The 22,001-nt window shown below is 71.4% G+C and carries 20 protein-coding genes; 12 read left to right on the top strand and 8 right to left on the bottom strand.

Annotated features, from left to right (window positions below):
• The first annotated feature begins 226 nt into the window (after positions 1 to 226).
• The 6 genes from ACI2L3_RS09380 (at position 227) to mscL (ending at position 5,930) form a co-directional block, all read left to right on the top strand.
• Positions 227 to 1,732 carry a potassium/proton antiporter gene (locus ACI2L3_RS09380; RefSeq protein WP_404751928.1) on the top strand — a complete coding sequence of 502 codons (1,506 nt, stop codon included), beginning with the start codon at positions 227 to 229 and terminating at the stop codon, positions 1,730 to 1,732.
• A gap of 238 nt (positions 1,733 to 1,970) precedes the next feature.
• Positions 1,971 to 3,242, top strand: coding sequence for an MFS transporter (locus tag ACI2L3_RS09375; protein ID WP_404751710.1), 1,272 nt, complete (start codon positions 1,971 to 1,973; stop codon positions 3,240 to 3,242).
• A 67-nt stretch (positions 3,243 to 3,309) separates the two neighbouring features.
• On the top strand, positions 3,310 to 3,639 hold the full coding sequence (locus tag ACI2L3_RS09370) for an FmdB family zinc ribbon protein (RefSeq protein WP_404751709.1): 330 nt from the start codon (positions 3,310 to 3,312) through the stop codon (positions 3,637 to 3,639).
• 96 nt (positions 3,640 to 3,735) lie between these two features.
• On the top strand, positions 3,736 to 4,596 hold the full coding sequence (locus ACI2L3_RS09365) for an S-methyl-5'-thioadenosine phosphorylase (RefSeq protein ID WP_404751708.1): 861 nt from the start codon (positions 3,736 to 3,738) through the stop codon (positions 4,594 to 4,596).
• Between the two features lie 146 nt (positions 4,597 to 4,742).
• Positions 4,743 to 5,291 (top strand): RcpC/CpaB family pilus assembly protein, encoded by a 549-nt coding sequence (locus ACI2L3_RS09360; protein WP_404751707.1) that lies wholly within the window; start codon positions 4,743 to 4,745, stop codon positions 5,289 to 5,291.
• A gap of 135 nt (positions 5,292 to 5,426) precedes the next feature.
• Positions 5,427 to 5,930 carry a large conductance mechanosensitive channel protein MscL gene (mscL, locus tag ACI2L3_RS09355; protein ID WP_404751706.1) on the top strand — a complete coding sequence of 168 codons (504 nt, stop codon included), beginning with the start codon at positions 5,427 to 5,429 and terminating at the stop codon, positions 5,928 to 5,930.
• Between the two features lie 7 nt (positions 5,931 to 5,937).
• Here mscL and ACI2L3_RS09350 read toward each other — a convergent pair whose 3' ends face one another.
• The gene (locus ACI2L3_RS09350; protein WP_404751705.1) at positions 5,938 to 6,141 is read right to left on the bottom strand and encodes a hypothetical protein; all 204 of its coding nucleotides are present in this window, start codon (positions 6,139 to 6,141) and stop codon (positions 5,938 to 5,940) included.
• Between the two features lie 245 nt (positions 6,142 to 6,386).
• On the opposite strand from ACI2L3_RS09350, the gene ACI2L3_RS09345 reads away from it, so the two are divergent.
• The 4 genes from ACI2L3_RS09345 (at position 6,387) to ACI2L3_RS09330 (ending at position 11,042) form a co-directional block, all read left to right on the top strand.
• On the top strand, positions 6,387 to 7,595 hold the full coding sequence (locus ACI2L3_RS09345; RefSeq protein ID WP_404751704.1) for a low temperature requirement protein A: 1,209 nt from the start codon (positions 6,387 to 6,389) through the stop codon (positions 7,593 to 7,595).
• A gap of 59 nt (positions 7,596 to 7,654) precedes the next feature.
• Positions 7,655 to 8,692: a P1 family peptidase gene (locus ACI2L3_RS09340; RefSeq protein WP_404751703.1), complete on the top strand. Its 1,038-nt coding sequence runs from the start codon at positions 7,655 to 7,657 to the stop codon at positions 8,690 to 8,692.
• Between the two features lie 148 nt (positions 8,693 to 8,840).
• Entirely contained in the window at positions 8,841 to 10,070 is a 1,230-nt protein-coding gene (locus ACI2L3_RS09335; protein WP_404751702.1) for an Ig-like domain-containing protein, read from the top strand.
• A 183-nt stretch (positions 10,071 to 10,253) separates the two neighbouring features.
• Complete coding sequence (locus ACI2L3_RS09330; protein WP_404751701.1) at positions 10,254 to 11,042, top strand: DUF6227 family protein; 789 nt, start codon at positions 10,254 to 10,256, stop codon at positions 11,040 to 11,042.
• Positions 11,043 to 11,103: 61 nt separating this feature from the next.
• On the opposite strand, the gene ACI2L3_RS09325 is transcribed toward ACI2L3_RS09330, so the two are convergent.
• The 5 genes from ACI2L3_RS09325 to ACI2L3_RS09305 all read right to left on the bottom strand — a co-directional run bounded on the left by ACI2L3_RS09325 (position 11,104) and on the right by ACI2L3_RS09305 (position 16,592).
• Positions 11,104 to 11,409, bottom strand: coding sequence for a hypothetical protein (locus tag ACI2L3_RS09325; RefSeq protein WP_404751700.1), 306 nt, complete (start codon positions 11,407 to 11,409; stop codon positions 11,104 to 11,106).
• 109 nt (positions 11,410 to 11,518) lie between these two features.
• Positions 11,519 to 13,549, bottom strand: coding sequence for a fructose-specific PTS transporter subunit EIIC (locus ACI2L3_RS09320; RefSeq protein ID WP_404751927.1), 2,031 nt, complete (start codon positions 13,547 to 13,549; stop codon positions 11,519 to 11,521).
• A 369-nt stretch (positions 13,550 to 13,918) separates the two neighbouring features.
• The gene (pfkB, locus tag ACI2L3_RS09315) at positions 13,919 to 14,956 is read right to left on the bottom strand and encodes a 1-phosphofructokinase (RefSeq protein ID WP_404751926.1); all 1,038 of its coding nucleotides are present in this window, start codon (positions 14,954 to 14,956) and stop codon (positions 13,919 to 13,921) included.
• Positions 14,957 to 15,009: 53 nt separating this feature from the next.
• The gene (locus ACI2L3_RS09310) at positions 15,010 to 15,771 is read right to left on the bottom strand and encodes a DeoR/GlpR family DNA-binding transcription regulator (protein ID WP_404751699.1); all 762 of its coding nucleotides are present in this window, start codon (positions 15,769 to 15,771) and stop codon (positions 15,010 to 15,012) included.
• A gap of 161 nt (positions 15,772 to 15,932) precedes the next feature.
• Positions 15,933 to 16,592, bottom strand: a complete 660-nt coding sequence (locus ACI2L3_RS09305) for a TetR/AcrR family transcriptional regulator (RefSeq protein WP_404751698.1) — start codon at positions 16,590 to 16,592, stop codon at positions 15,933 to 15,935.
• A 145-nt stretch (positions 16,593 to 16,737) separates the two neighbouring features.
• Between ACI2L3_RS09305 and ACI2L3_RS09300 the strand changes: the two genes are divergently transcribed.
• The gene (locus ACI2L3_RS09300; RefSeq protein ID WP_404751697.1) at positions 16,738 to 17,991 is read left to right on the top strand and encodes an extracellular solute-binding protein; all 1,254 of its coding nucleotides are present in this window, start codon (positions 16,738 to 16,740) and stop codon (positions 17,989 to 17,991) included.
• A gap of 119 nt (positions 17,992 to 18,110) precedes the next feature.
• On the opposite strand, the gene ACI2L3_RS09295 is transcribed toward ACI2L3_RS09300, so the two are convergent.
• Complete coding sequence (locus tag ACI2L3_RS09295) at positions 18,111 to 19,640, bottom strand: MFS transporter (RefSeq protein WP_404751696.1); 1,530 nt, start codon at positions 19,638 to 19,640, stop codon at positions 18,111 to 18,113.
• A gap of 139 nt (positions 19,641 to 19,779) precedes the next feature.
• Here ACI2L3_RS09295 and ACI2L3_RS09290 point away from each other — a divergent pair, with 139 nt between their 5' ends.
• A complete protein-coding gene (locus ACI2L3_RS09290; RefSeq protein ID WP_404751695.1) occupies positions 19,780 to 20,829 on the top strand; it encodes a helix-turn-helix transcriptional regulator in 1,050 nt (349 codons plus the stop codon).
• A 23-nt stretch (positions 20,830 to 20,852) separates the two neighbouring features.
• On the opposite strand, the gene ACI2L3_RS09285 is transcribed toward ACI2L3_RS09290, so the two are convergent.
• A complete protein-coding gene (locus tag ACI2L3_RS09285; protein ID WP_404751694.1) occupies positions 20,853 to 21,854 on the bottom strand; it encodes an RNA polymerase sigma factor RpoD/SigA in 1,002 nt (333 codons plus the stop codon).
• Between the last annotated feature and the right edge of the window lie 147 nt (positions 21,855 to 22,001).

Below are 22,001 nucleotides of genomic sequence, written 5' to 3'. Positions count from 1 at the left end.
CGGCTCTGGGAGCGCAGGAGCAACCATAGGCGCAGGGCGTTGCGGCTCCGGACGCGGAGTCAGGAACCTGCACCCTAAAAGATCGAATAGCCATTCGACGGCGTCAAGGAAGCGTTAACAATTAGGTAAGGTAACGAAGTACTCCTACGTAGTGCACGACGTCCGCTACGTAGTGCACGAAGCACCCCCTACGTAGTGCTCGGCTCCGCGGCGGAAGGAACGGCCCCTGACTGTCCACCACCTCAACCAGCTCCTGCTCGTCTGCTCGCTCGTCCTGCTCGTCGCCGTCGCGGCGGTCCGCATCTCGTCGCGCAGCGGGCTCCCCAGCCTGCTGCTGTACCTGGGCATCGGCGTCGCCATCGGCCAGGACGGCATCGGCGACGTCCACTTCGACAATGCCGAACTGACGCAGGTCATCGGCTATGCGGCCCTGGTCGTGATCCTCGCCGAGGGCGGCCTCGGGACGAAGTGGAAAGAGATCAGACCGGCCCTCCCTGCGGCGGCTGTGCTCTCCACGGTCGGTGTCGCGGTGAGCGTCGGCATCACGGCCGCGGGAGCCCACTACCTCGTCGGGCTCGAGTGGCGGCAGGCGCTGATCATCGGCGCGGTGGTCTCGTCCACGGACGCGGCCGCGGTCTTCTCGGTGCTGCGGAAGGTACCGCTCCCCTCGCGCGTGACGGGCATCCTGGAAGCGGAGTCGGGGTTCAACGACGCCCCTGTGGTGATCCTCGTCGTGGCGTTCTCCACAGCGGGACCGGTGGACGACTGGTACGTACTGCTCGGCACGATCGCCCTGGAGCTGGCGATCGGAGCCGCGATCGGCATCGCGGTCGGCTGGCTCGGCGCCTACGGCCTGCGCCACGTGGCGCTGCCCGCTTCCGGCCTCTACCCCATCGCCGTCATGGCGATCGCCGTCACCGCGTACGCCGCGGGAGCCATGGCCCACGGCAGCGGCTTCCTCGCCGTCTACCTCGCCTCGATGGTGCTCGGAAACGCCAGGCTGCCGCACTGGCCCGCCACCCGCGGCTTCGCCGAAGGGCTCGGCTGGATCGCCCAGATCGGCATGTTCGTCCTGCTCGGGCTGCTCGTCACCCCGCACGACCTGCTCGACGACACCTGGCACGCGATCCTCATCGGCCTGGTCCTGACCGTGGTGGCACGCCCCCTGGAGGTCGTGCTCAGCCTGCTGCCGTTCCGCACGCCGTGGCAGGAGAAGGCGCTGCTGTCCTGGGCCGGACTGCGCGGCGCCGTGCCCATCATCCTGGCCACCATCCCGATGGTGAACGGCGTCGAGGACAGCCAGCGCATCTTCAACATCGTCTTCGTCCTGGTCGTCGTCTACACCCTCGTCCAGGGCCCCACACTGCCCTGGCTGGCCAGGAAGCTGCGGCTCGGCGACGCCTCGGAGGCCGCCGACCTCGGCATCGAGTCCGCGCCCCTGGAGCGGCTGCAGGGGCACCTCCTGTCGGTGGACATCCCCAAGAGCTCCCGCATGCACGGCGTCGAGGTGGGCGAGCTGCGGCTGCCCCAGGGCTCGGCGGTCACGCTCATCGTCCGCGAGGGCGAATCGTTCGTGCCGCTGCCCACGACGGTGCTGCGGCGCGGCGACGAGCTCCTGGTGGTGGCGACGGACCCGGTGCGGGACGCGGCCGAGAAGCGGCTGCGCGCGGTCGGACACGGCGGAAAGCTGGCCGGTTGGCTGGGAACCGACGGAGAAAAACACCAATCGTAGGTGGCGGGGGTCTCATCGGCTGCGAATACAGGGGCTGATGGGACGTTCCCCTGTACGATAAAGGCACCAGATCGAACCAACTCTGCCTGAAGCAGAGCTGGCGCGACCGTATGGCGGCCGTGGCACCCTCGCAGTGGCGCCCGGCATCTACCGCAGTTCCGCGCATGAGGACAGCTCTCGGCGCCGTCCCCCTGAAGAAAAGGGGGCCGCGCTACCAGGCGGCAGAAAGGCACGGGCCGTGGCATCCACGGTCACCGAATCCCGCCCCGGCTACGGACAGCTCCTGCGCACACCCCGCGCCTGGACGTTCCTGCTGCCCGGCTTCGCGGCACGACAGCCATTCGCGATGCTGACCATCTCCATCGTCCTGCTGGTGCAGCACACCACCGGCTCGTACGGTGCCGCGGGCGCCGTCTCGGCCGCCACCGGCGTCTCCATGGCGCTCTTCGCCCCCTTCAGCGGCAAGCTCGCCGACCGGTTCGGGCAGCGCGCCGTCCTCCTGCCCGGTGTGCTCGTCCACTCCGCGTCCGTCGTCACGCTGACGGTGCTCGCGCTCTCCGACGCCCCCTTGTGGGCGCTTTTCGTGGCCGCCGTGCCCGCGGGCGCCTCGACGCCGCAGATCGGCCCCATGGTGCGGGCCCGCTGGGGCGTCAAGCTCCAGGGCTCACCCCTGGCCACCACCGCGGCCGCCTTCGAGTCGGTCACCGACGAGCTGACCTTCGTCCTCGGCCCGCTCCTCGCCACCGCCCTGTGCACCGGCATCTCCCCCTCCGCCGGACTCCTCACCGAGGCCGGACTCACCCTGGTCGGCGGTCTGCTGTTCGCCGCGCAGAAGGGCACCCAGCCGAAGCCGTCCGCGCACGACGACGCCCACGCGCGCGTGGAGCACGTCTCGGCGCTCCGCATCCCCGGAGTGCGGGTCCTGATCGTCACGTTCCTCGGGATCGGCGCCGTCTTCGGCGGCATGCAGGTCTCGCTGGCCGCCTTCACCGAGTCGATCGGCGAGCCCGGCCTGAACGGTGTCCTGTACGGCACGTTCGCGGCGGGCAACATGCTCTCCGGTGTCGCCTGCGGCGCCATCGCCTGGAAGATCTCGCCGCAGCGCCGGCTCCTCGTCGGGTACGCGGCACTGACCCTGATGGCGTCCGGCCTGTGGGCCGCGCACTCCGTGCCGCTGCTCGCCGGGCTCGGCCTGCTGGTCGGTGTCTGCATCGCGCCCGCCCTGATCACCGGCTACACGCTGGTCGACAAGCTGGTCGCGCCGAGCGGCCGCACGGAGGCCTTCACCTGGCTGACCGGCGCGGTCGCCCTCGGCCAGGCGGCGGCCGTCACGGTCGCCGGACAGCTGGAGGACCGCCTCTGGGACGGGGCCGGATTCCTGGTCCCGCTGGGCGGCACGGCACTGGCCCTCGTGGTCCTCGTGACGCTGCGCTCGCGGCTCGCCCCCAAGGCCCCGGGCCGCACCGTGGCACGTGGCGTCGGTCACCGCGTGCCGGTGTCAGTGGACTGATCCCGCGGAATACGTCACTATGGACCGTCGTTAGCACTCATCGAGTGAGAGTGCCAGGAGGAAGCAAGTGCCGACGTACCAGTACCAGTGCACCGAGTGCGGCGAGGGCCTCGAGGCGGTGCAGAAGTTCACCGATGACGCCCTGACCGTATGCCCCAACTGCGACGGACGCCTCAAGAAGGTGTTCTCGGCGGTCGGCATCGTCTTCAAGGGCTCCGGCTTCTACCGCAATGACAGCCGCGGTTCGTCGTCGAGCAGCACCCCGGCGAACGCGTCGTCGAAGTCGTCGGCCTCGTCCTCCTCGGACTCCTCGGCCCCGAAGGCTTCGTCCTCGTCGTCGGATTCCAAGTCGACCAGCTCGTCCTCGACGTCCACGTCGTCGAGCTCGGCCGCCTAGGACCTCCCGCAGGCTCTTCCACAGCTCTTCCGTGTGACCCCGCCGTCCTGGACGGCGGGGTCGTCGGCGTGTTCCGCCCCGGCTACTGTGCGGGCCATGGTGAACACGGCGAAGGTGAACGACGCGCGGGCCGACATCGGCGTGATCGGCGGCTCCGGCTTCTACTCCTTCCTCGACCACGTCACCGAGACGCAGGTCGACACCCCCTACGGAGCCCCGAGCGACTCCCTCTTCCTCGGTGACGTCGCCGGGCGGCGGGTCGCCTTCCTGCCCCGGCACGGCCGCGGCCACCACCTTCCGCCGCACCGCATCAACTACCGCGCCAATCTCTGGGCCCTGCGCTCCGTCGGCGTACGACAGGTCCTCGGACCGTGCGCGGTCGGCGGGCTGCGCCCCGAGTACGGGCCCAGCACTCTGCTGGTGCCCGACCAGCTCATGGACCGCACCCAGACACGGGCGCAGACGTACTTCGACGGCGTACCCCTGCCCGACGGCGGCGTGCCGAACGTCGTGCACGTCTCGCTCGCCGACCCCTACTGCCCCGTGGGCCGCGCGGCGGCGCTGAAGGCCGCCCGCGGCCGCGACTGGGAGCCGGTGGACGGCGGGACGCTCGTCGTCGTCGAGGGGCCGCGCTTCTCGACCCGGGCGGAGTCGCGCTGGTACGCGGAGCAGGGCTGGTCGGTGGTGGGCATGACCGGACACCCCGAGGCGGCGCTCGCCCGGGAACTGGAGCTCTGCTACACGTCGCTGAACCTGGTCACGGACCTGGACGCGGGCGCGGAGAGCGGCGAGGGCGTCTCGCACGACGAGGTCCTGCGGGTCTTCGCCGCCAATGTGGACCGGCTCCGGGGCGTCCTGTTCGACGCGGTGGCGGGGCTGCCGCAGGGGGATGCGGCGCGGGAGTGCGGGTGTGCGGGGGCGCTGGGCGGGATGGATCCGGGGATCGCGCTGCCGTGAGAGGCCGCTGACCTGCTGGAACTTCCCCTTCGGGTGAGGGAGTTGTCCACAACCGGTGAGTAGTCCACCGGCCTCAGCGGGAATCGGCGCGAGCCTGCATCGTGAGAGCGGAAGCCCAGCTCCTCGCACCGCAGGCGGTGGTTGTCGTGACGCACGTACCCCCTCAGACCCGGCCGGCAGACGGCTGCCCGGTCCCCCACTTCCCGCCCGTGCGGGTGCGCGGCGGACACCCGCGGCTGCGCCGGCTGCTGCGGCACAGACGCCGGGCGATGGCTGTCGGCCTCGCGATGACCGCCGCCGCTCTGGCGGTCACGGCACCGGGCGACGTGGAGCGACCGCAGGGCATCGCGTCCGCGGCTGAGTCGGCAGAAGCGGCGGGGGCGGCGGAAGCGGCTGAAGCGGTGGAGACGGCGGCCGTGGCGGCGCCCGTGCGGATCGCGGACGCGGAGGCGGCGCGCCTGCTGCGCCCCGGCGACCGGGTCGACGTGATCGCGGCCGAAGGCACGTCGCCGGGCGGCGCGAAGCCGCGGGTGGTGGCGGCCGGGGCGCGCGTCTCCGAGGTGCCCGAGCCGGGGGAACCGGGGGAAGGAGCCGCCGAAAGCGGCGCGCTGGTGGTGTTCTCCGTGCCGAGGGACACGGCGGCACGGCTGGCCGGAGCAGGGGCGAGCTCACGTCTTGCGGTGACCCTGCGATGAAGCGGAACGTTCACGATCGCACTGACAGCCTGTCAAGTAGCTCGTTCGTGCGGGACGATTGGACAGGTCCGCCATGGCCTCACGTAGGTTGCGAAGTTGTTTGTTCAGCAGCCCGCACATGCAACGAAAGGCCTCGTGGTGAGCGAGAAGAAGGAACCGGGCATCTGGGAGGGCTTCAAGGCTTTCCTGATGCGCGGCAATGTCGTCGACCTGGCGGTCGCGGTGGTCATCGGCGCCGCGTTCACGAACATCGTGAACTCGGTGGTCAAGGGTGTCATCAACCCGCTCGTCGGCGCCTTCGGGACGAAGGACCTCGATCACTACAGCTCGTGCCTGAAGGCCCCGTGCGAGATGAACGGCGCGGGCGAGGTCGTCAAGGGGATCCCGATCATGTGGGGTTCCGTGCTCAGCGCGGTCCTCAGCTTCGTGATCACCGCGGCCGTCGTGTACTTCCTGATGGTGCTGCCGATGGCCAAGTACCTCGCGCGGGTCGCGGCCAGGCGGGCCGAGAAGGAGGGCACGAAGGAGGTCATGGAGATCACCGAGCTGGAGGTGCTCAAGGAGATCCGCGACGCCCTGGTGGCCCAGCGCGGCTCCGCGCCCGGCGAGGGGCAGCCCGGACAGTCGCGCGAGGGCTAGCCCGGGTTCAGAGGTGGTGGGGCGGCTTCTCGTCGAGGAAGCGTGCCAGGTCGGCGGTGCTGTCGCCGCCGCTCTCGGCCCGCTCGCCCCACCCTCGGTCCGTGTCGTCCGAAGACTGCTGCGACAGCGGATCGTCGAAGACCAGCTTGTTCTTCGCCTTGGGCTTCGGCTCGTCCGGATCACGCGGTTCGGGGGCGGGGGCGGTGCTCATACCTCCAGAGTACGTCGGCGGGGGCCGGTCGCCGGGGGGCCGGTGCGGCGGAGGCGCAGGGCACCGGCCGGCCGGGCCAGGGACCGAAGAGGTACGCGGGCCAGGGGCCGAAGAGGTGCGAGGGCCAGGGGCCGAAGAGGTGCGAGGGACTCCGGGCCCGGTGCGCTGCGGCGCCCGGGTGGCGCCGCCGGGCCGCTCGGCGCCGCGGTCCCGGTTCGGCGTACCCGCTCTGCTCTTGTGGAGGCATGACGTCCACTTCCGCTTCTCCTCCGCCGCGCCCCAGGCCCGCCACCACGCCGAAGCCGCTGCGGCCGCTGGTCTCCCGCGGACGTGCCGAGGAGCACCGCGCCGCGACACCCCTCGAGCTCTTCTTCGACCTGTGCTTCGTCGTGGCGGTCGCGCAGGCCGGTGCCGAGCTGGTGCACGCCGTCGCGGAGGGGCATGCGGGCGAGGGTGTCCTGAACTACGCGATGGTGTTCTTCGCGATGTTCTGGGCGTGGGTCAACTTCTCGTGGTTCGCCTCGGCGTACGACAACGACGACGTGCTGTACCGCGTGGTCACGCTGATCCAGATCGCCGGTGTCCTCGTCTTCGCCGCCGGGGTCTCCAGGGCCTTCGAGGAGCACGACTTCCTCCTGGTCTGGCTCGGCTACCTGATCATGCGGATCGCGCTCTCCTCGCAGTGGCTGCGGGTGGCCAGGTCGGCGACGGGTGCCGAGCGCGGCACGGCCCTGCGGTACGCGGGCGGGGTGCTGCTCTGCCAGATCGGCTGGTCCGGGCTGCTGTTCCTGCCGGAGGGCGCCCGGCCCTGGCTGTTCCTGGTGATGGCGGTCGCGGAGCTGTGCGTGCCGGTGATCGCGGAGCGCGCGTACACGACGGCCTGGCACCCGCACCACATCTCGGAGCGGTACGGCCTGTTCACCATCATCGTGCTCGGCGAGACCATCGCGGCGGCGACCGTCGCCGTGAAGTCGGGCATCGAGGAGAACGACGCGCTCGACGAGCTGCTGCCCATCGCGGCGGGCGGCCTCCTCATCGTCTTCGCCGCGTGGTGGATCTACTTCGTGGTGCCCATCCACGGGCGGCTGGCCGGCAACCGTCAGGCGTTCCTGTGGGGTTACGGCCATTACGTGATCCTCGGCTCGGCCGCGGCGATCGGTGCCGGGATCGAGGTGGCGGTCGAGCAGGCCGTCGGCAAGGCGCACATCTCCACGCTGGCGGCGTCGGCCGCGGTGACCGTGCCGACGGCGCTCTATCTGTTCACCGTGTGGGCGCTGCACTCCCGTTACTACAAGGTGGGGACGGCGCAGCAACTGGTGTTGCCGGTCGCCACGTTGGCGGTGCTTGCGAGCACGTTCGCGGGGCGCTGGGCGGTGCTCGTGGCGGGCCTCGTGACGGCGGTGACGGTCGCGACGGGAGTGACGCTCACGGCACGCACGGCCCGGCGCGGGTGACCCTCACCACGCCTACGGAGTGGCACTCATGAGGGGAGGCGCATGGTACGCATCGACGCATGACTACTGACTCCCTGACCGATGTCGCGGGTCTCCGCGTCGGGCATGCCACGCGGGTGGGCGACGGATGGCTGACGGGCACCACCGTGGTCCTCGCTCCCGAGGGCGGGGCCGTCGCCGCCGTGGACGTGCGCGGCGGCGGGCCCGGCACCCGGGAGACGGACGCTCTCGACCCGCGCAACCTGGTGCAGCGCGTCGAGGCCGTCGTCCTCACCGGCGGCAGCGCGTACGGCCTGGACGCCGCGTCCGGGGTGGTGGCGTGGCTGGCGGAGCGGGGCCGGGGCGTGCGGGTGGGCGCCGACCCCTCCCACGTGGTCCCCGTCGTACCGGCCGCCTGCGTCTTCGACCTGGGCCGGGGCGGCGACTTCGCGGCGCGCCCGGACGCGGTGACCGGCCGGGCCGCCATCGAGGACGCCGCGCGCACCGAGCCGTTCACGCCCGTCGTGGAGGGGAACGTGGGGGCGGGCACCGGTGCGGTGGTCGGCCAGTTCAAGGGCGGCATCGGCAGTGCGAGTGTCCGCCTCGACTCAGGGATCACGGTCGCCGCGCTGGTCGTGGCGAACGCGGCGGGGGCGGGGGTGGATCCGGGGACGGGGGTGCTGTACGGGGGGTATTTCAGGGGTGAGCGGGTGAGTTACCCCGCGTCCGAGGTGCATGAGGAGGCGAAGCGGCGGCTCGCCGAGGTCGCCGCGGGGAACGGTCCCGCGCCGTTGAACACCACGCTGGCCGTGGTCGCCACCGACGCCGAACTCACCAAGGCACAGGCGCAGAAGCTGGCCGGTACCTCGCACGACGGGATGGCGCGGGCCGTGCGGCCCGTGCACCTCCTCAACGACGGCGACACGGTGTTCGCCCTCGCCACCGGGGAACACGCCTTGGCCGCCGAGAATCCGCTCGCCCTCAACGAGATCCTCGCCGCGGGCGCGGACGTGGTGACGGAGGCGATCGTGCGGGCGATGCTGGCGGCCGACTCGGTGCGGACGCCGGGCGGCACCTTCCCCGCGTACCGCGACCTCTACAAGCCCCCCGGGACCTAGGCCAAAGTCCACCAAATCAGCCCATACGCCTGCCTGTTGGGCTCTCCGAGTGTGCTCACACTCACACCGCCGGGGGGAACCTATCCGCGCACAGGAACGCTCTTAACCCGTACTGGATCAGAACACCTAACTGGATCAGAACACGTACTTGGAGCAGCCCGTGACAAGGTCGGTCATAGTCAACCCCCGGCGCCGTGCCCTGCTGGCCGCCACCGCGCTCGCCGCTGTGGGCGCGCTGACCCTGACGGCCTGCGGCGGCGACGCCGACGCCAAGGACGACAAGAAGGGCGGCGCCTCCGCCGCCAAGGGTGCGGACATCACCATCTCCTCGAAGGACGGCGCCACCGACGCCTCGATCAACGCCACCGGCGTCAAGGTCAAGAACGGCAAGCTGACCAGCGTGAAGATGACGTCGGTGACGTCCGGCGCCGCGGTCGAGGGCACCATCTCGGACAACGGCACCACCTGGAAGCCGAAGGCCCAGCTGGAGCGCGGCACGAAGTACAAGGTCACCGCCAACGCCAAGGACCCCAAGGGCAACGCGGCGACCGAGAACGCGACGTTCACCACGGTCTCCACGGCCAACAGCTTCATCGGCAGCTACACGCCGGACGGCGGCACCACCGTCGGCGTCGGCATGCCGGTCTCCTTCAACTTCGACAAGCCGATCACGGAGAAGAAGGACGTCCAGTCCAACATCACGGTGACGTCGAGCAGCGGCCAGAAGGTCGTCGGCCACTGGTTCGGCAACCAGCGCCTGGACTTCCGGCCCCAGGAGTACTGGAAGGCCGGTTCCAAGGTCACCATGAAGATCAACCTGGACGGCGTGAAGGGCGGGAACGGCATCACCGGCGTGCAGCACAAGACGGTCACCTTCACCGTCGGCCGCGCGCAGGTCTCCACCGTCGACGTCAAGGCCAAGAAGATGACGGTCGAGCGGGACGGCAAGGTCATCAAGACCATTCCGATCTCCGCGGGCAGCCCGTCGAACCCGACGTACAACGGCAAGATGGTGATCTCCGAGAAGTTCACCCAGACCCGGATGAACGGTGACACGGTCGGCTTCGGCGGTGAGTACGACATCAAGGACGTGCCGCACGCCATGCGGCTGTCCACGTCGGGCACCTTCATCCACGGCAACTACTGGGGCTCGCCGTCGATCTTCGGCAGCGCCAACACCAGCCACGGCTGTGTCGGCCTCCAGGACGCGCGCGGCGCGGGCGACCCGAACACCATGGGCGCCTGGTTCTACAACAACTCCCTGATCGGAGACGTCGTGTCGGTCACGGGCTCCCCCGACAAGACGATCGCCCCGGACAACGGCCTCAACGGCTGGAACATGTCCTGGAGCGAGTGGACGGCGGGCAGCGCGAGCTGACGCACCCACAGCTGACACACCCACAACTGGGCGGGCCACGCGGGAACTTCTCCGCGTGGCCCGCGCGTTTTCCTGTTCCCGGGCATCTTGCCCGCGCGTTTTCGCGTTCCCGGGCATGATGTCGGACCCAGGGGCTACGGTATGCACTCACCAGGTGACATGTAGCAACGCCGGGAGCAAGCCTTGAGCGTTCCGTACGACACTGCGTACGAGCCACCCGAGTCGCCCGAGCCACACTCTCCGGAGGAGCATCTCGAGCGACTCCTCGGCCGTGCCCTGAACTCCTTCGACCTGCCGGACGAGGTGCTGACCCGGCTCGGCTCAGCCCTCGCCCACGACAGCTCCCTGCACTCCGCGCACCACAGTGCGGGCCTGCACCGCGAGACGTACAGACACACCTGGCTGCTCGCCGACGCCTCCGTGCTCACGCTCTGGGAGCTCGTCCACAACACCGCGCCGGGCAGCGCCCCGACGCACGAGGTCTACGCGGACGAGGAGGAGGCGGGCGTCGCCACCTCACGGCTGCCGCTGCCGCCCGACCCGCCGGCGTGCGGGCGGCCCGTCGTGCTGCAGTTCCCGGCCGACCCCGAGCCCCGCCACGCGTACGTGCCGGACGACTCCGCGGACCACGCGCGCCGGCTCCTGCGCCGCGCGGAGAACCCGGACGGCGACCGCCCGGACGAGAGTGTCGCGCGCCTGCTGCGCGCCGCGTTCGCGCACCAGATCACCCAGGCCTTCGGCCGCCCCTGCCTGCCCGGTGAAATACGCACGTGCTTCTCGCTCTACGAGCACGCGTTCCTGCTCTTCGACGGTGGCGAGATCAGCCTGTGGGAGGTCGAGCACACGCTGACGCCCGACCGCCGGCACATGTGCGAGGTGTACGACTCCGAGGAGGCGGCCCGCGCCGCGATGGAGCGCAGGGCCCGCGACTGGACGGCGCGGAGCCGGAACAGTCCGAGGTCGCAGGGCTGAGGGAGCGGCTCGGGGGTGTCTCAAGTGGGTGCCCCAGGGGGCGGGTCGGCGGCGGCCCTGCTCAGGAGCGGCCGTCGCCGAACTGCCGTACGAGACCGGCGAAGGCGGCCCGCTCGTCCGGCGTGAGCTCCACGGTCTCCGCGCGCGGCGGGCCCGGCTGGGCGACGATGGTGAGCGACGGGACCGGACGCGACGCCTCCGCGTCATGGCGCGCGGCCACGTCGAAGCGCGTCTCCACATCGAAGCGCGCCTCCGCGTCGAGGCGGTCCCTGCGCATCGTCCGCACCAGGCCGACGGCCCAGACGACGGTCGCCAGGGCGAGCACGGCCACGCCTATCTGCTGAACGAGCGAGACATCCTGGAACATGCGGCCCAGTAGACAACAGGGCTGGGGCCTTCCGACAGGGGGTAATAGGACTTAGGTCCCGAAGTGACGCAAGTCGCACACTCCGTCCCAGACCGCCACCCGGGCTGCCTCAGACCGCCACCCGCGATTCCTTGCTGTCGGCCACGTCCATCACCGGCGTCTCACCGGGCACCGTCTTCCTCGCCCCCTTGAGCAGGACGACCACGGCCGTCGAGACGCAGACGCCGGCGGCGATCGCCACCAGGTAGAGCAGGGGGCTGCCGATCAGCGGCACCACGAACACACCGCCGTGCGGGGCGCGCAGGGTGCAGCCGAAGGCCATCGACAGGGCTCCGGCGACCGCGCCGCCCGCCATGGACGCGGGGATGACGCGCAACGGATCGGCCGCCGCGAACGGAATCGCGCCTTCCGTGATGAAGGAGGCGCCGAGGAACCAGGCCGCCTTGCCGTTCTCCCGCTCGGTCTTGGTGAAGAGCCGCCCGCGGACCGTCGTGGCGAGCGCCATGGCGAGCGGCGGGACCATGCCGGCCGCCATCGCCGCGGCCATGACCTTGAGGCTTCCGTCGGTGGGGTGGGTGAGGCCGCCGATCGCGAAGGCGTAGGCCACCTTGTTCAGCGGGCCGCCGAGGTCGAAGCACATCATCAGGCCGAGGATGACGCCGAGGATGATCGCGTTGGCTCCGGAGAGGCCCTCCAGCCAGTCCGTCAGCGCGCTCTGCAGCGAGGCGATGGGCTTGCCGACGACGAGGAACATCAGGAAGCCGACCACCGCCGAGGAGATCAGCGGGATCACCACGACCGGCATGATGCCGCGCAGCACGGCGGGGATGCGCAGCCGTTGGATGCCCATGACGACGGCGCCCGCGATCAGTCCTGCGGCGAGACCGCCGAGGAAGCCCGCGTCGATGGTGACGGCGACCGAACCGCCGACGAAGCCGGGGACCAGGCCGGGCCGGTCGGCCATGCCGTACGCGATGTAGCCCGCGAGGACCGGGACCAGGAAGGCGAAGGCGAGGCCGCCGATCTGGAAGAGCAGCGCGGCCCAGCTGGTGTGGTCCGTCCAGACGAAGTGGTCCGCGACGGACGGGGCCTTGTCGATCTTCCAGCCGCCGATGGCGAAGCCGAGGGCGATCAGGAGGCCGCCCGCGGCGACGAAGGGGACCATGTAACTGACGCCGGACATCAGCCACTTGCGGAGCTTGGTGGCGTATCCGTCGTCGCCGTCGCCTGCGTTGTCGACGGGGCTGGGTGCGGATCCGGAAGCGGCTCCGGCTCCGGCTCCGGAGGTGGTCTCGCCGCGGGCCGCCTTCTCCCGTACATCCGTGATGAGTTCGGCCGGGCGGTTGATGCCGGCCTTCACGTTCACGTCGACCGTGGGTTTGCCCGCGAAGCGGGCCTTGTCCCGTACCGGGACGTCGTGGGCGAAGATCACGCCGTCCGCTGCGGCGATGACGGCCGGGTCGAGACGGGTGAAACCGGCGGAGCCCTGCGTCTCCACCACCAGTTCCACGCCTGCCTCGCGGGCCGCGTTCTCGAGGGACTCCGCCGCCATGTAGGTGTGGGCGATGCCTGTGGGGCAGGAGGTGACGGCGACGATACGGAACGGCTCCGCAGGGGTGGGGTCGGGGTCGTCGTCCGGCCGCGGGCCGGTGGGCTGTTCCGCCGCGCCGGTCGCGGCGGGCTCCTCCGCCACCCGCCCGTGGCTGATCAGCGCCGCCGCCGAGGCCGGGTCGTCCACGGCGCGGAGGGCGTCCGTGAACTCCGCGTCCATCAGCTGCCGCGCCAGCGACGACAGGATGGTCAGGTGGGCGTCGTCCGCGCCCGCCGGGGCCGCGATCAGGAAGATCAGGTCGGCGGGGCCGTCCGGCGCACCGAAGTCGATGCCGCGCGCCGAGCGCCCGAAGGCGAGGGTCGGCTCGACGACGTGCGCGCTGCGGCAGTGCGGGATGCCGATGCCGCCGTCAAGGCCGGTCGGCATCTGCGCCTCGCGGGCCGCGACATCGGCCAGGAACCCCTCGAGGTCGCTCACGCGCCCGAGCCCCACCATGCGCTCGGCAAGGGAGCGGGCCGCGGCTTCCTTGGTTTCGGCGGACAGGTCGAGCTGGAGATCGACCAGATCCGCGGTGATCATCTCGGTCATCTCGGTCATCGCGGGCTCCTTCGCACGCGTGTGGCCCGTATCGCCGGGTGGGCGGGGGCGGGCGTGGGGATGGGGGTGGGGACGGGGGGTGTGGGGGTGCGGGGGGTCATGCGAGGGGTTCCGTCGGGGCGGAGTCGGCCGGTAGGAGGTCCGGCGGAACTTCGTCCGCCGCGGTGGGCGGGGCTGCCGGGGAGTCCACCGGGGGGCGGTGAAGGCTCGGGGCGGAGGGCGTCATCCGGCGGGCTCCGTCGGTGCGGAGTCGGCCGGACCGGAGTTCGCCGGAGCCGGACCGGCCGGGAGTGAGTCGGTCAATGGGCGGGGCTGCCGGGGAGTCCACCGGGGGGCGGTGGAGGCTCGGGGCGGAGGGCGTCATCCGGCGGGCTCCGTCGGTGCGGAGTCAGCCGGGCCGGAGTTCGCCGGAGCCGAGTCGGCCGGGCCGGGGTTCGTCGGAGCCGAGTCGGCCGGGGACGAGTCGGTCAGTGGGCGGGTCAGGGGGATGTCGTCCGTGACGGTGACCGCCGTGGGGACGAGGTCTGCCGGGGACGGCATCGCGCTGCCCGGGAGCTGGACCGCGGCCGCGCCGTGGGCCACGGCGGACGCGAGCGCGTGGGGGCCGGTGCCGCCGGCGATGAGGAAGCCGGCGAGGGAGGAGTCGCCGGCGCCGACGTTGCTGCGCACCGTGTCGACGGGGGCGCTCGCGAAGTACGCGCCCGTCGCGTCGACCAGGAGCTGCCCGTCCGCACCGAGGCTGGCGAGGACGGCGCGGGCGCCCGCAGCCCGCAGCTCCTCCGCCGCCTCGACCGCGTCGCCGACCGTCGCCAGCGGGCGGCCCACGGCCTCGGCGAGCTCATCGACGTTCGGCTTGACCACGTCGGGGCGTTCGGCGAGCGCGGCGAGCAGGGCGGGGCCCGAGGTGTCCAGGGCGATCCTGGCTCCCGCCGCGTGCGCGCGGGCCACCAACTCCGCGTACCAGGAGGGCTTCAGGCCGCGCGGCAGGCTGCCGCAGCAGGCGATCCAGTCGGCGCCCGCCGACCGTTCGGCGATGGTGGCGAGCAGCAACTCCTGCTCTCGCACCGACAGTTCGGGGCCGGGAGCGTTGATCTTCGTGAGCGTGCCGTCCGGCTCCGCCACCGCGATGTTGGAACGCGTCTGTCCGGCCACCGGCACCGGCGCCGCCTCGATGCCCTGCTCGTCGAGGAGTTGGGCGACGAGCGCGCCCGGCGCTCCGCCGAGCGGCAGCACGGCGACCGTCCGTACGCCCGCGGCCGCGACGGCCCGCGAGACGTTGACGCCCTTGCCGCCCGGGTCCATGCGGTCGCCGGTGGCGCGGACGACCTCGCCGCGGTCGAGCGACGGCACCTCGTAGGTGCGGTCGAGGGAGGGGTTGGGGGTGACGGTGAGGATCATGCGGGTGCCGGCTGCTTCCTTGGCCGTGGTCATGCGGGTGGCGGGTTCCGTACTCATGCGCGTACTACTTCCGTGCCGCCGCGCTCGATCGCGGTCGCGTCGTCGTCGGACAGACCGGTGTCCGTGATCAGCATGTCCACGTCCGTGAGGTCACCGAAGCGGGCGAAGTGCTCCTGGCCGTGCTTGGCGGAGTCCGCGAGCAGCACCACGCGGCGGGCCGCGGCGACAGCCGCCCGCTTCACCGCGGCCTCGGCGAGGTCGGGCGTCGTGAGGCCGCTCTCCGCGGAGAATCCGTTGGCGGCGAGGAAGACGGTGTCGGCGCGGATCTCCCCGTACGCCCGAAGAGCCCACGCGTCGACGGCCGCGCGCGTCCGCTGCCGGACCCGGCCGCCGATGAGGTGGAGCTGGATGCCGGGGTGGTCGGCGAGGCGGGCGGCGGTCGGCAGGCTGTGCGTGACGACGGTGAGCGTCGACTCCAGCGGGAGCGCCGCCGCGACCCGCGCGACGGTCGACCCCGCGTCGAGGATGACGCTCCCCTCGGCGGGCAGTTCGGCGAGGGCGGCGCGGGCGATGCGGTCCTTCTCGTCGGCGGCGGTGCCCTCGCGCTCCGCGAGGTCGGGCTCGAAGTCGAGCCGCCCGGCCGGGATGGCGCCACCGTGCACGCGGCGGACGAGACCGGCCCGGTCGAGCGCCTTCAGGTCGCGCCGGATGGTCTCGGCGGTGACCTGGAACTCTTCGGCCAGCGACAGGACGTCGACCCGCCCGCCGTCCCGCGCGAGCCGCAGGATCTCCTGCTGCCGCTCCGGTGCGTACATGTCCGTTTGCCTCCGCCGAATGCCCGAGCTTGTGGTTTCAGTGGCAGAGTACGGCCGGGTTTCCGGAAAGTAAACAGGTTCGGGCGCAAGTCAGACACAAACAGACACAGGCGGGGGCGCAGGCGCAGATGGATGCCGCCGGGCGAGCACGTCCTCTGCGGCTACGGCCAGGGAAACGCGTCCAGCGCCGTCAGGCAGCGCGCCGCGAGCGCCGCCGGACCGTCCGAGGCGTCCGCCGGTGCGGCGCCCGCGGCCCAGGCCTCGACGGCCACCCGCACCGCCGCGCTCGCGACGGCCGCCGCAAGACGCAGGTCCAGGCCCGGACCTGCCGAGTCCTGTCCGCCGGCCCTCTCCACGAGCACCGCCAGCAACGTCTGCTCCGACGCATGACACGCGTCCGCCCACACCGACCGCAGCGCCGCGCTCTCCGCCGACATCCGCAGCAGCGCCCGCACCCAGTCCAGGGACTCCACCGCACCGGCGTCACCGGCGCCGAGCGCGTCCGTGACCGCGTGCCGCAGCGCGTCCGGAACGGACAACTCCGCCGGTGCCCGGCGTACCGCCTCCGCCCACTGCTGCGCGCCCGCCGCGAAGAGCGGCGCGACCGACTCCTCCTTCGTCGCGAAGTAGCGGTAGAAGGTGCGCGGCGCGACGCCCGCCGCGCGGGCGATGTCCTCGGCGCGGGTGGCCCGCAGCCCGTCCGCGACGAAGAGCGCCGCGGCGGTGCGGGCGATGTCGAGACGGGTCTCGGTCTTACGACGCTCCGTCAGCGAGGGCCGTGACGGCTGCGACGGCTGCGATGGCTGCGAACCAGTGGGCATGACAGGCAGGTTATGTCAGCCCATCCCAGGGCCGTGGGAGTCACGAACTGTCCCTGTGGCAGAATCTGCCACCACGAAAGCTACGGAACCGGCCGACAGGCCCCGGCCCCCGTAGAACCGCAGAGGCAAAAGGTGGCAGACAGCGGTGCGTCGTCGGCAGTTCCTTCTCCACACGGCCGGTCTCACCGGCGCCACCGCGCTCGGCACCGCCGGCCTGAGCGCCTGTTCCGCGGAGACCGACTCCCCGCTCAAGCTCCTCGTGGCCAGCTACGACAAGAGCGTGGGCTCCTCGATCGGCGACCAGTGGGGCAGCCTCATCGGCGCCTTCAAGAAGGCCCATCCGGACATCGACGTCGCCCTCGAACGCGTCCCGTTCGCCAAGCTCGACCAGACACTGGCCCGGCGCGTGAAGGACGGCGACGCCCCCGACATCGCGCAGTCCAACTTCTTCGCCCCCTACGCCGAGGACGGCAAGCTCTACGGCGCCGACGACCTCTTCGACGTACGCACCGAGGGCGACTTCATCCGCTCCTACGCGGAGGCGGGCATGGTCGACCGCGTCCAGTACGGCCTGCCCTTCCTCGCCAGCACCCCGCGCCTCTTCTACAACAAGGCCCTCTTCAAGCAGGCCCGCGTCAAGGCGCCCCGCTCCTGGGCCGAACTGCGGGCCGCCGCCGAGGCGTTGAAGGCGATCGGCGTCCCCACCCCGTACGGTCTGCAGCTCGGCCCCGAGGCCGCCGAGGACGAGGCGCTCGCCTGGCTCCTCGCCGACGGCGGCGGCTACGCCGGCCTCACCGGCTACGACTTCGCCACCGCCGGCAACATCGACAGCCTCACCTGGCTGCGCGACAACCTCGTGACGCGCGGCCTGGCCGGCACCGACCCCGGGTCGCTGACGAGGACGGAGGCGTACGCCCAGTTCCTGCGCGGCAGGATCGGCATGATGATCGCCCACCCGGTCCTGATGGGCGCCGCGGACCAGGCCAAGTTCCCTTATGCACACGCCCCGTTCCCCAAGAAGCTCGGCGGCGCGGCGCCGCCCGTGGGGCTCAACGACTGGCTGATGGCGTTCAAGCAGAACGGGCGGCGCGAGCAGTGCGGGACGTTCCTGACCTACCTGTACGGGCGTAAGTCCGCGTTGGCGTACGGCGGTAGTCAGTCCGCCCTGCCCGTGACGAGCTCGGCGTCGAACGCCCTGCGCAAGGACCCGAAGCAGCGGCCGCTGTGGGACTTCATCGACCAGATGCCGCAGGCGCAGTTCCAGCCGACGAACCTCGCGTCGTGGCCGGAGGTCCGGAGTGCGGTGCGACGCCGTATCGGCGAGGCGGTCGTCAAGGGCGGCAGTCCCAAGGCGGTACTGGAGTCCTTGGACGAGGCGGCCACCCAAGCGGAGCTTTAGCGCTCCGCTGGGTGGGGCGGCTTGGTGGTCGGGCGGCTGCGGTTCCGTTGTGGCTGGTCGCGCAGTTCCTCGCGCCCCTGGGCTACCCGGCGCAAGGTAAACCGTACGACCACCCATCACTACGTCAGCGCCGGTTCCTTCACCGCAGCGTCTGCGGTCGCCGCGCTCTCGTCCCCGCCGCCCTCGACATGCTGCTTCGGCTTCGCCGGCAGGGCGAACATCACCAGGAAGATGACGGCGAGCACGCCCGTCACCCACCACAGCGCGTTCTGGAACCCGTCCGCGAACTCCGTGGGGATCCGGTCCCGCGGGACCCGCTCGTCGATCACTCCGAAGAAGACCACCGAGACCAGGCCGAGGCCGAGCGCGGTGCCCATCTGCTGCACGGTGTTGATGAGGCCGGAGGCCGAACCCGCGTGCTCCTTCGGGACCTCCGAGAGGACCGCGTCCGTCAGCGGGGCCACGATCAGGCCCATGCCGACGCCCATCACGACCAGCGGGAGCGCCATCTGCCAGGGGGCGATGTCCGCGCCGTACCGGCCGGCCTCCCAGATGTAGAGGAGTACGCCCGCGGCCATCGCCAGGGCGCCCGCCTGCAGCACCTTGCGGCCGAAGCGCGGTACGAGCTGCTGCACGGAGAGGCCGGCCGCCGCCGAGACGGCGATCGAGAACGGCACCCCGGTCAGTCCGGCGCGCAGCGCGGTCCAGCCGAGGCCGACCTGCATGTAGAGCGTCCAGACCAGGAAGAAGATGCCCATCGTGACGCCGAAGACGGTCTGCACGGCGATGCCCGCGGCGAAGCTCTTCACCTTGAACAGCGACAGCTCGACGAGCGGCGAACCGTCCTTGGCGGCCTTCCTCTTCTCGTACGCGACGAGGGCGCCGAAGACGACGAGGGAGCCCGCCATCATGAGGTGGCCCCACACCGGCCAGCCCAGCTCGCGCCCGCGGGTGAGCGGGTACAGCAGCATCAGCAGGCCGCCGGTGACCAGGACGACGCCGACGAGGTCCAGCTTGAGGGCGCGCGGCGCCTTGGACTCGGTGATGAACTTCTGTCCGAGGACGAGCGCCGCGATGCCGACCGGCAGGTTGATGAGGAAGATCGGGCGCCATTCGAGGCCGAGGATGTTCCACTCGGTGAGCAGTGCGCCGAGCAGCGGTCCGGAGACCGCGCCGAGGCCGACGATCATGCCGAAGAGGCCGAAGACCTTGCCGCGTTCGTGGGCCGGGAAGGTCGCGTGCACGATGGACAGCACCTGCGGCACCATCAGCGCGGCCATGCCGCCCTGGAGGATGCGCGACGCGACCAGCATCTCCGGGTTCACCGCGAAGCCGCAGAGCGCGGAGGCGAGGGTGAATCCGGCGACGCCTATCAGGAAGAGCCGCTTGCGGCCGTGGATGTCACCGAGCCGGCCGCCGGTGATGAGGCCGGCGGCGAAGGCGAGGGCGTACCCCGCGGTGATCCACTGGATCTGGCTGTACGTGGCGCCCTCGTCCCGCTGGATGGCCGGGATGGCGATGTTGACGATCGTGACGTCGACGAGGTCCATGAACGCGGCGGTCATCACGATGGCGAGGGCGAACCAACGCCGACGGTCGCCGGCGGCCGCCGGGATTCCGGGGGCGGAAACGGTGCTGGGTGAAGTCATGCCGCAAGGCTAGAGACCATATAGGCCAGGACGTGACCTAGTTCCCCGGCATGCTGTACGGCATGACAACGGACGGCAGCACGACAAGGACAGGCACGCCAAGGACAGTCACGCGCACCACGAAGACAAGGCGGGCGGCATGACAACCGACGGTACGGCTGCCGGCACGGACACCCCGGCTCGCCTCTTCCAGCTCCTCTCCCTGCTCCAGACGCCCCGCGAGTGGCCTGGTGCCGAGCTGTCCGAGCGGCTCGGGGTCAGCAGGCGGACGGTGCGGCGCGACATCGACCGGCTGCGGGACCTCGGATATCCCGTGCGGGCCAGCCAGGGTGCGGCCGGCGGCTACCGCCTCGTCGCGGGCAAGGCCATGCCGCCGCTCGTCCTGGACGACGAGGAGGCCGTGGCCATCGCGGTCGGGCTGCGGGCCGGGGCGGGGCACGCGGTGGAGGGCGTGGAGGAGGCGTCGGTGCGGGCGCTCGCCAAGCTGGAGCAGGTGCTGCCGGGTCGGCTGCGCCACCGGGTCTCCGCGTTGCAGACCGCGACGACGGCACTGACCAGCGGGGACGGGGCGAGCATCGCGCCGGAGACGCTGACGGTGATGGCGTCGGCGGCGGCCGGCCACGAGCGGCTGCGGTTCGCCTACCGCGCGGGCGACGGCACGGAGTCGCGTCGCCTCACCGAGCCGTACCGGCTGGTGTCGACGGGGCGGCGCTGGTACCTCGTGGCGTTCGACATCGACCGCGAGGACTGGCGGACCTTCCGGGTGGACCGGGTGTCCGAGCCGTTCGCGACGGGCGCGCGGTTCGTGCCGCGGGAGCTGCCGGAGGGGGACGCCGCGGAATACATCCGGCAGTCGATGTGGCGGGGCAGCCGGAGCTACGACCTGGACGTGACGTTCGCCGCGCCCGCGGAGTTCATCACCGCGCGGCTCCCCGCGCACATGGGCCCGGTGGAGCCCCTGGACGACCACACCTGCCGCCTGCGCTGCGCGGCCTCGGACTCCGTCGAGTGGATGGCGGTCCGCCTGGCGCTACTGGACCGCGACTTCACGGTCCAGGGCCCCGACGAGCTGGTGGACTGCATCAGAGCCATGAACGACCGCCTGACCCGCGCGCTCCCGGAAAAAGGGCGGGCGGGCGGGGAAAACGCGCGAAGCGCGACGCCCGAGGAAGACGGCGCAGGACGATAAGGCAACCGCTTAAGGCCGGCCGCCTAGGCCGCCGCGTCGAAGCCCGTGTCCCGAGCCAGCTTCTTCAGCTCGAGCAGCGCGTGCTTCTCGATCTGGCGGATCCGCTCCCGGGTCAGCCCGTGCTCCTTGCCGACCTCCGTCAGCGTGCGCTCGCGGCCGTCGTCTATGCCGTACCGCATCTTGATGATGGAGGCGGTGCGCTGGTCGAGGCGGCCGAGCAGGCTGTCGAGCTCCTCGCTGCGGAGCAGCGAGAGGACGGACTGCTCGGGCGAGACCGCCGAGGTGTCCTCCAGGAGGTCGCCGAACTGGGTGTCGCCCTCGTCGTCCACGCCCATGTTCAGCGAGACGGGGTCGCGGGCCCAGTCCAGGACGTCGATGACGCGCTCGGGCGTCGAGGAGAGCTCCGCGGCGATCTCCGCGGGCTCGGGATCCCGGCCGTTCTCACGGTTGAACTCGCGCTGGACGCGGCGGATCCGGCCCAGCTCCTCCACCAGGTGGACGGGGAGGCGGATGGTGCGGGACTGGTCGGCGATGGAGCGGGTGATGGCCTGGCGGATCCACCACGTGGCGTACGTGGAGAACTTGAATCCCTTGGCGTAGTCGAACTTCTCGACGGCGCGCACCAGGCCGGCGTTCCCCTCCTGGATCAGGTCGAGGAGGGGGAGGCCGCTGCGCGGATAGCGGCGGGCGACCGCGACGACCAGGCGGAGGTTCGACCGGATGAAGACGTCCTTGGCGCGCTCGCCGTCGGCCACGAGGGCTTCGAGCTCCTCGCGGTCGGCGCTGACCTTGCTGTCCTCGACCTCGCCGTCCAGGATCTTCTGGGCGTACACACCCGCCTCGATGACCTGGGAGAGCTCCACTTCCTTGGCGGCGTCGAGCAGCGGCGTGCGCGCTATCTCGTCCAGGTACATGCCGACCAGGTCGCGGTCGGCGATCTCCCCGCCTACGGCGCGAACACTGCGTGCCGCGTCGGTCCCACCGGAGGCGGCGGACTTGCGACGGGCGACGGCACGGGTTGCCATGCGTGCTCCCTTGCGATGGTGGTCCTGGTCGGCCCTTACTGGGGCCTCTGTGGTGGATGGCACACCCTCGGGTGCCCTGCATCCGATGGAAACAACGACTGGAATCCGGACAGAATTCCCATGCCGCGCATCTTTTTTCCCGGCGGT

This window comes from Streptomyces sp. NPDC029674 (genome assembly GCF_044903205.1).
Classification (GTDB): Bacteria; Actinomycetota; Actinomycetes; order Streptomycetales; family Streptomycetaceae; genus Streptomyces.
The sequence above is the reverse complement of the archived record's forward strand: the minus strand, read 5'-3'. Positions and strand labels throughout refer to the sequence as shown.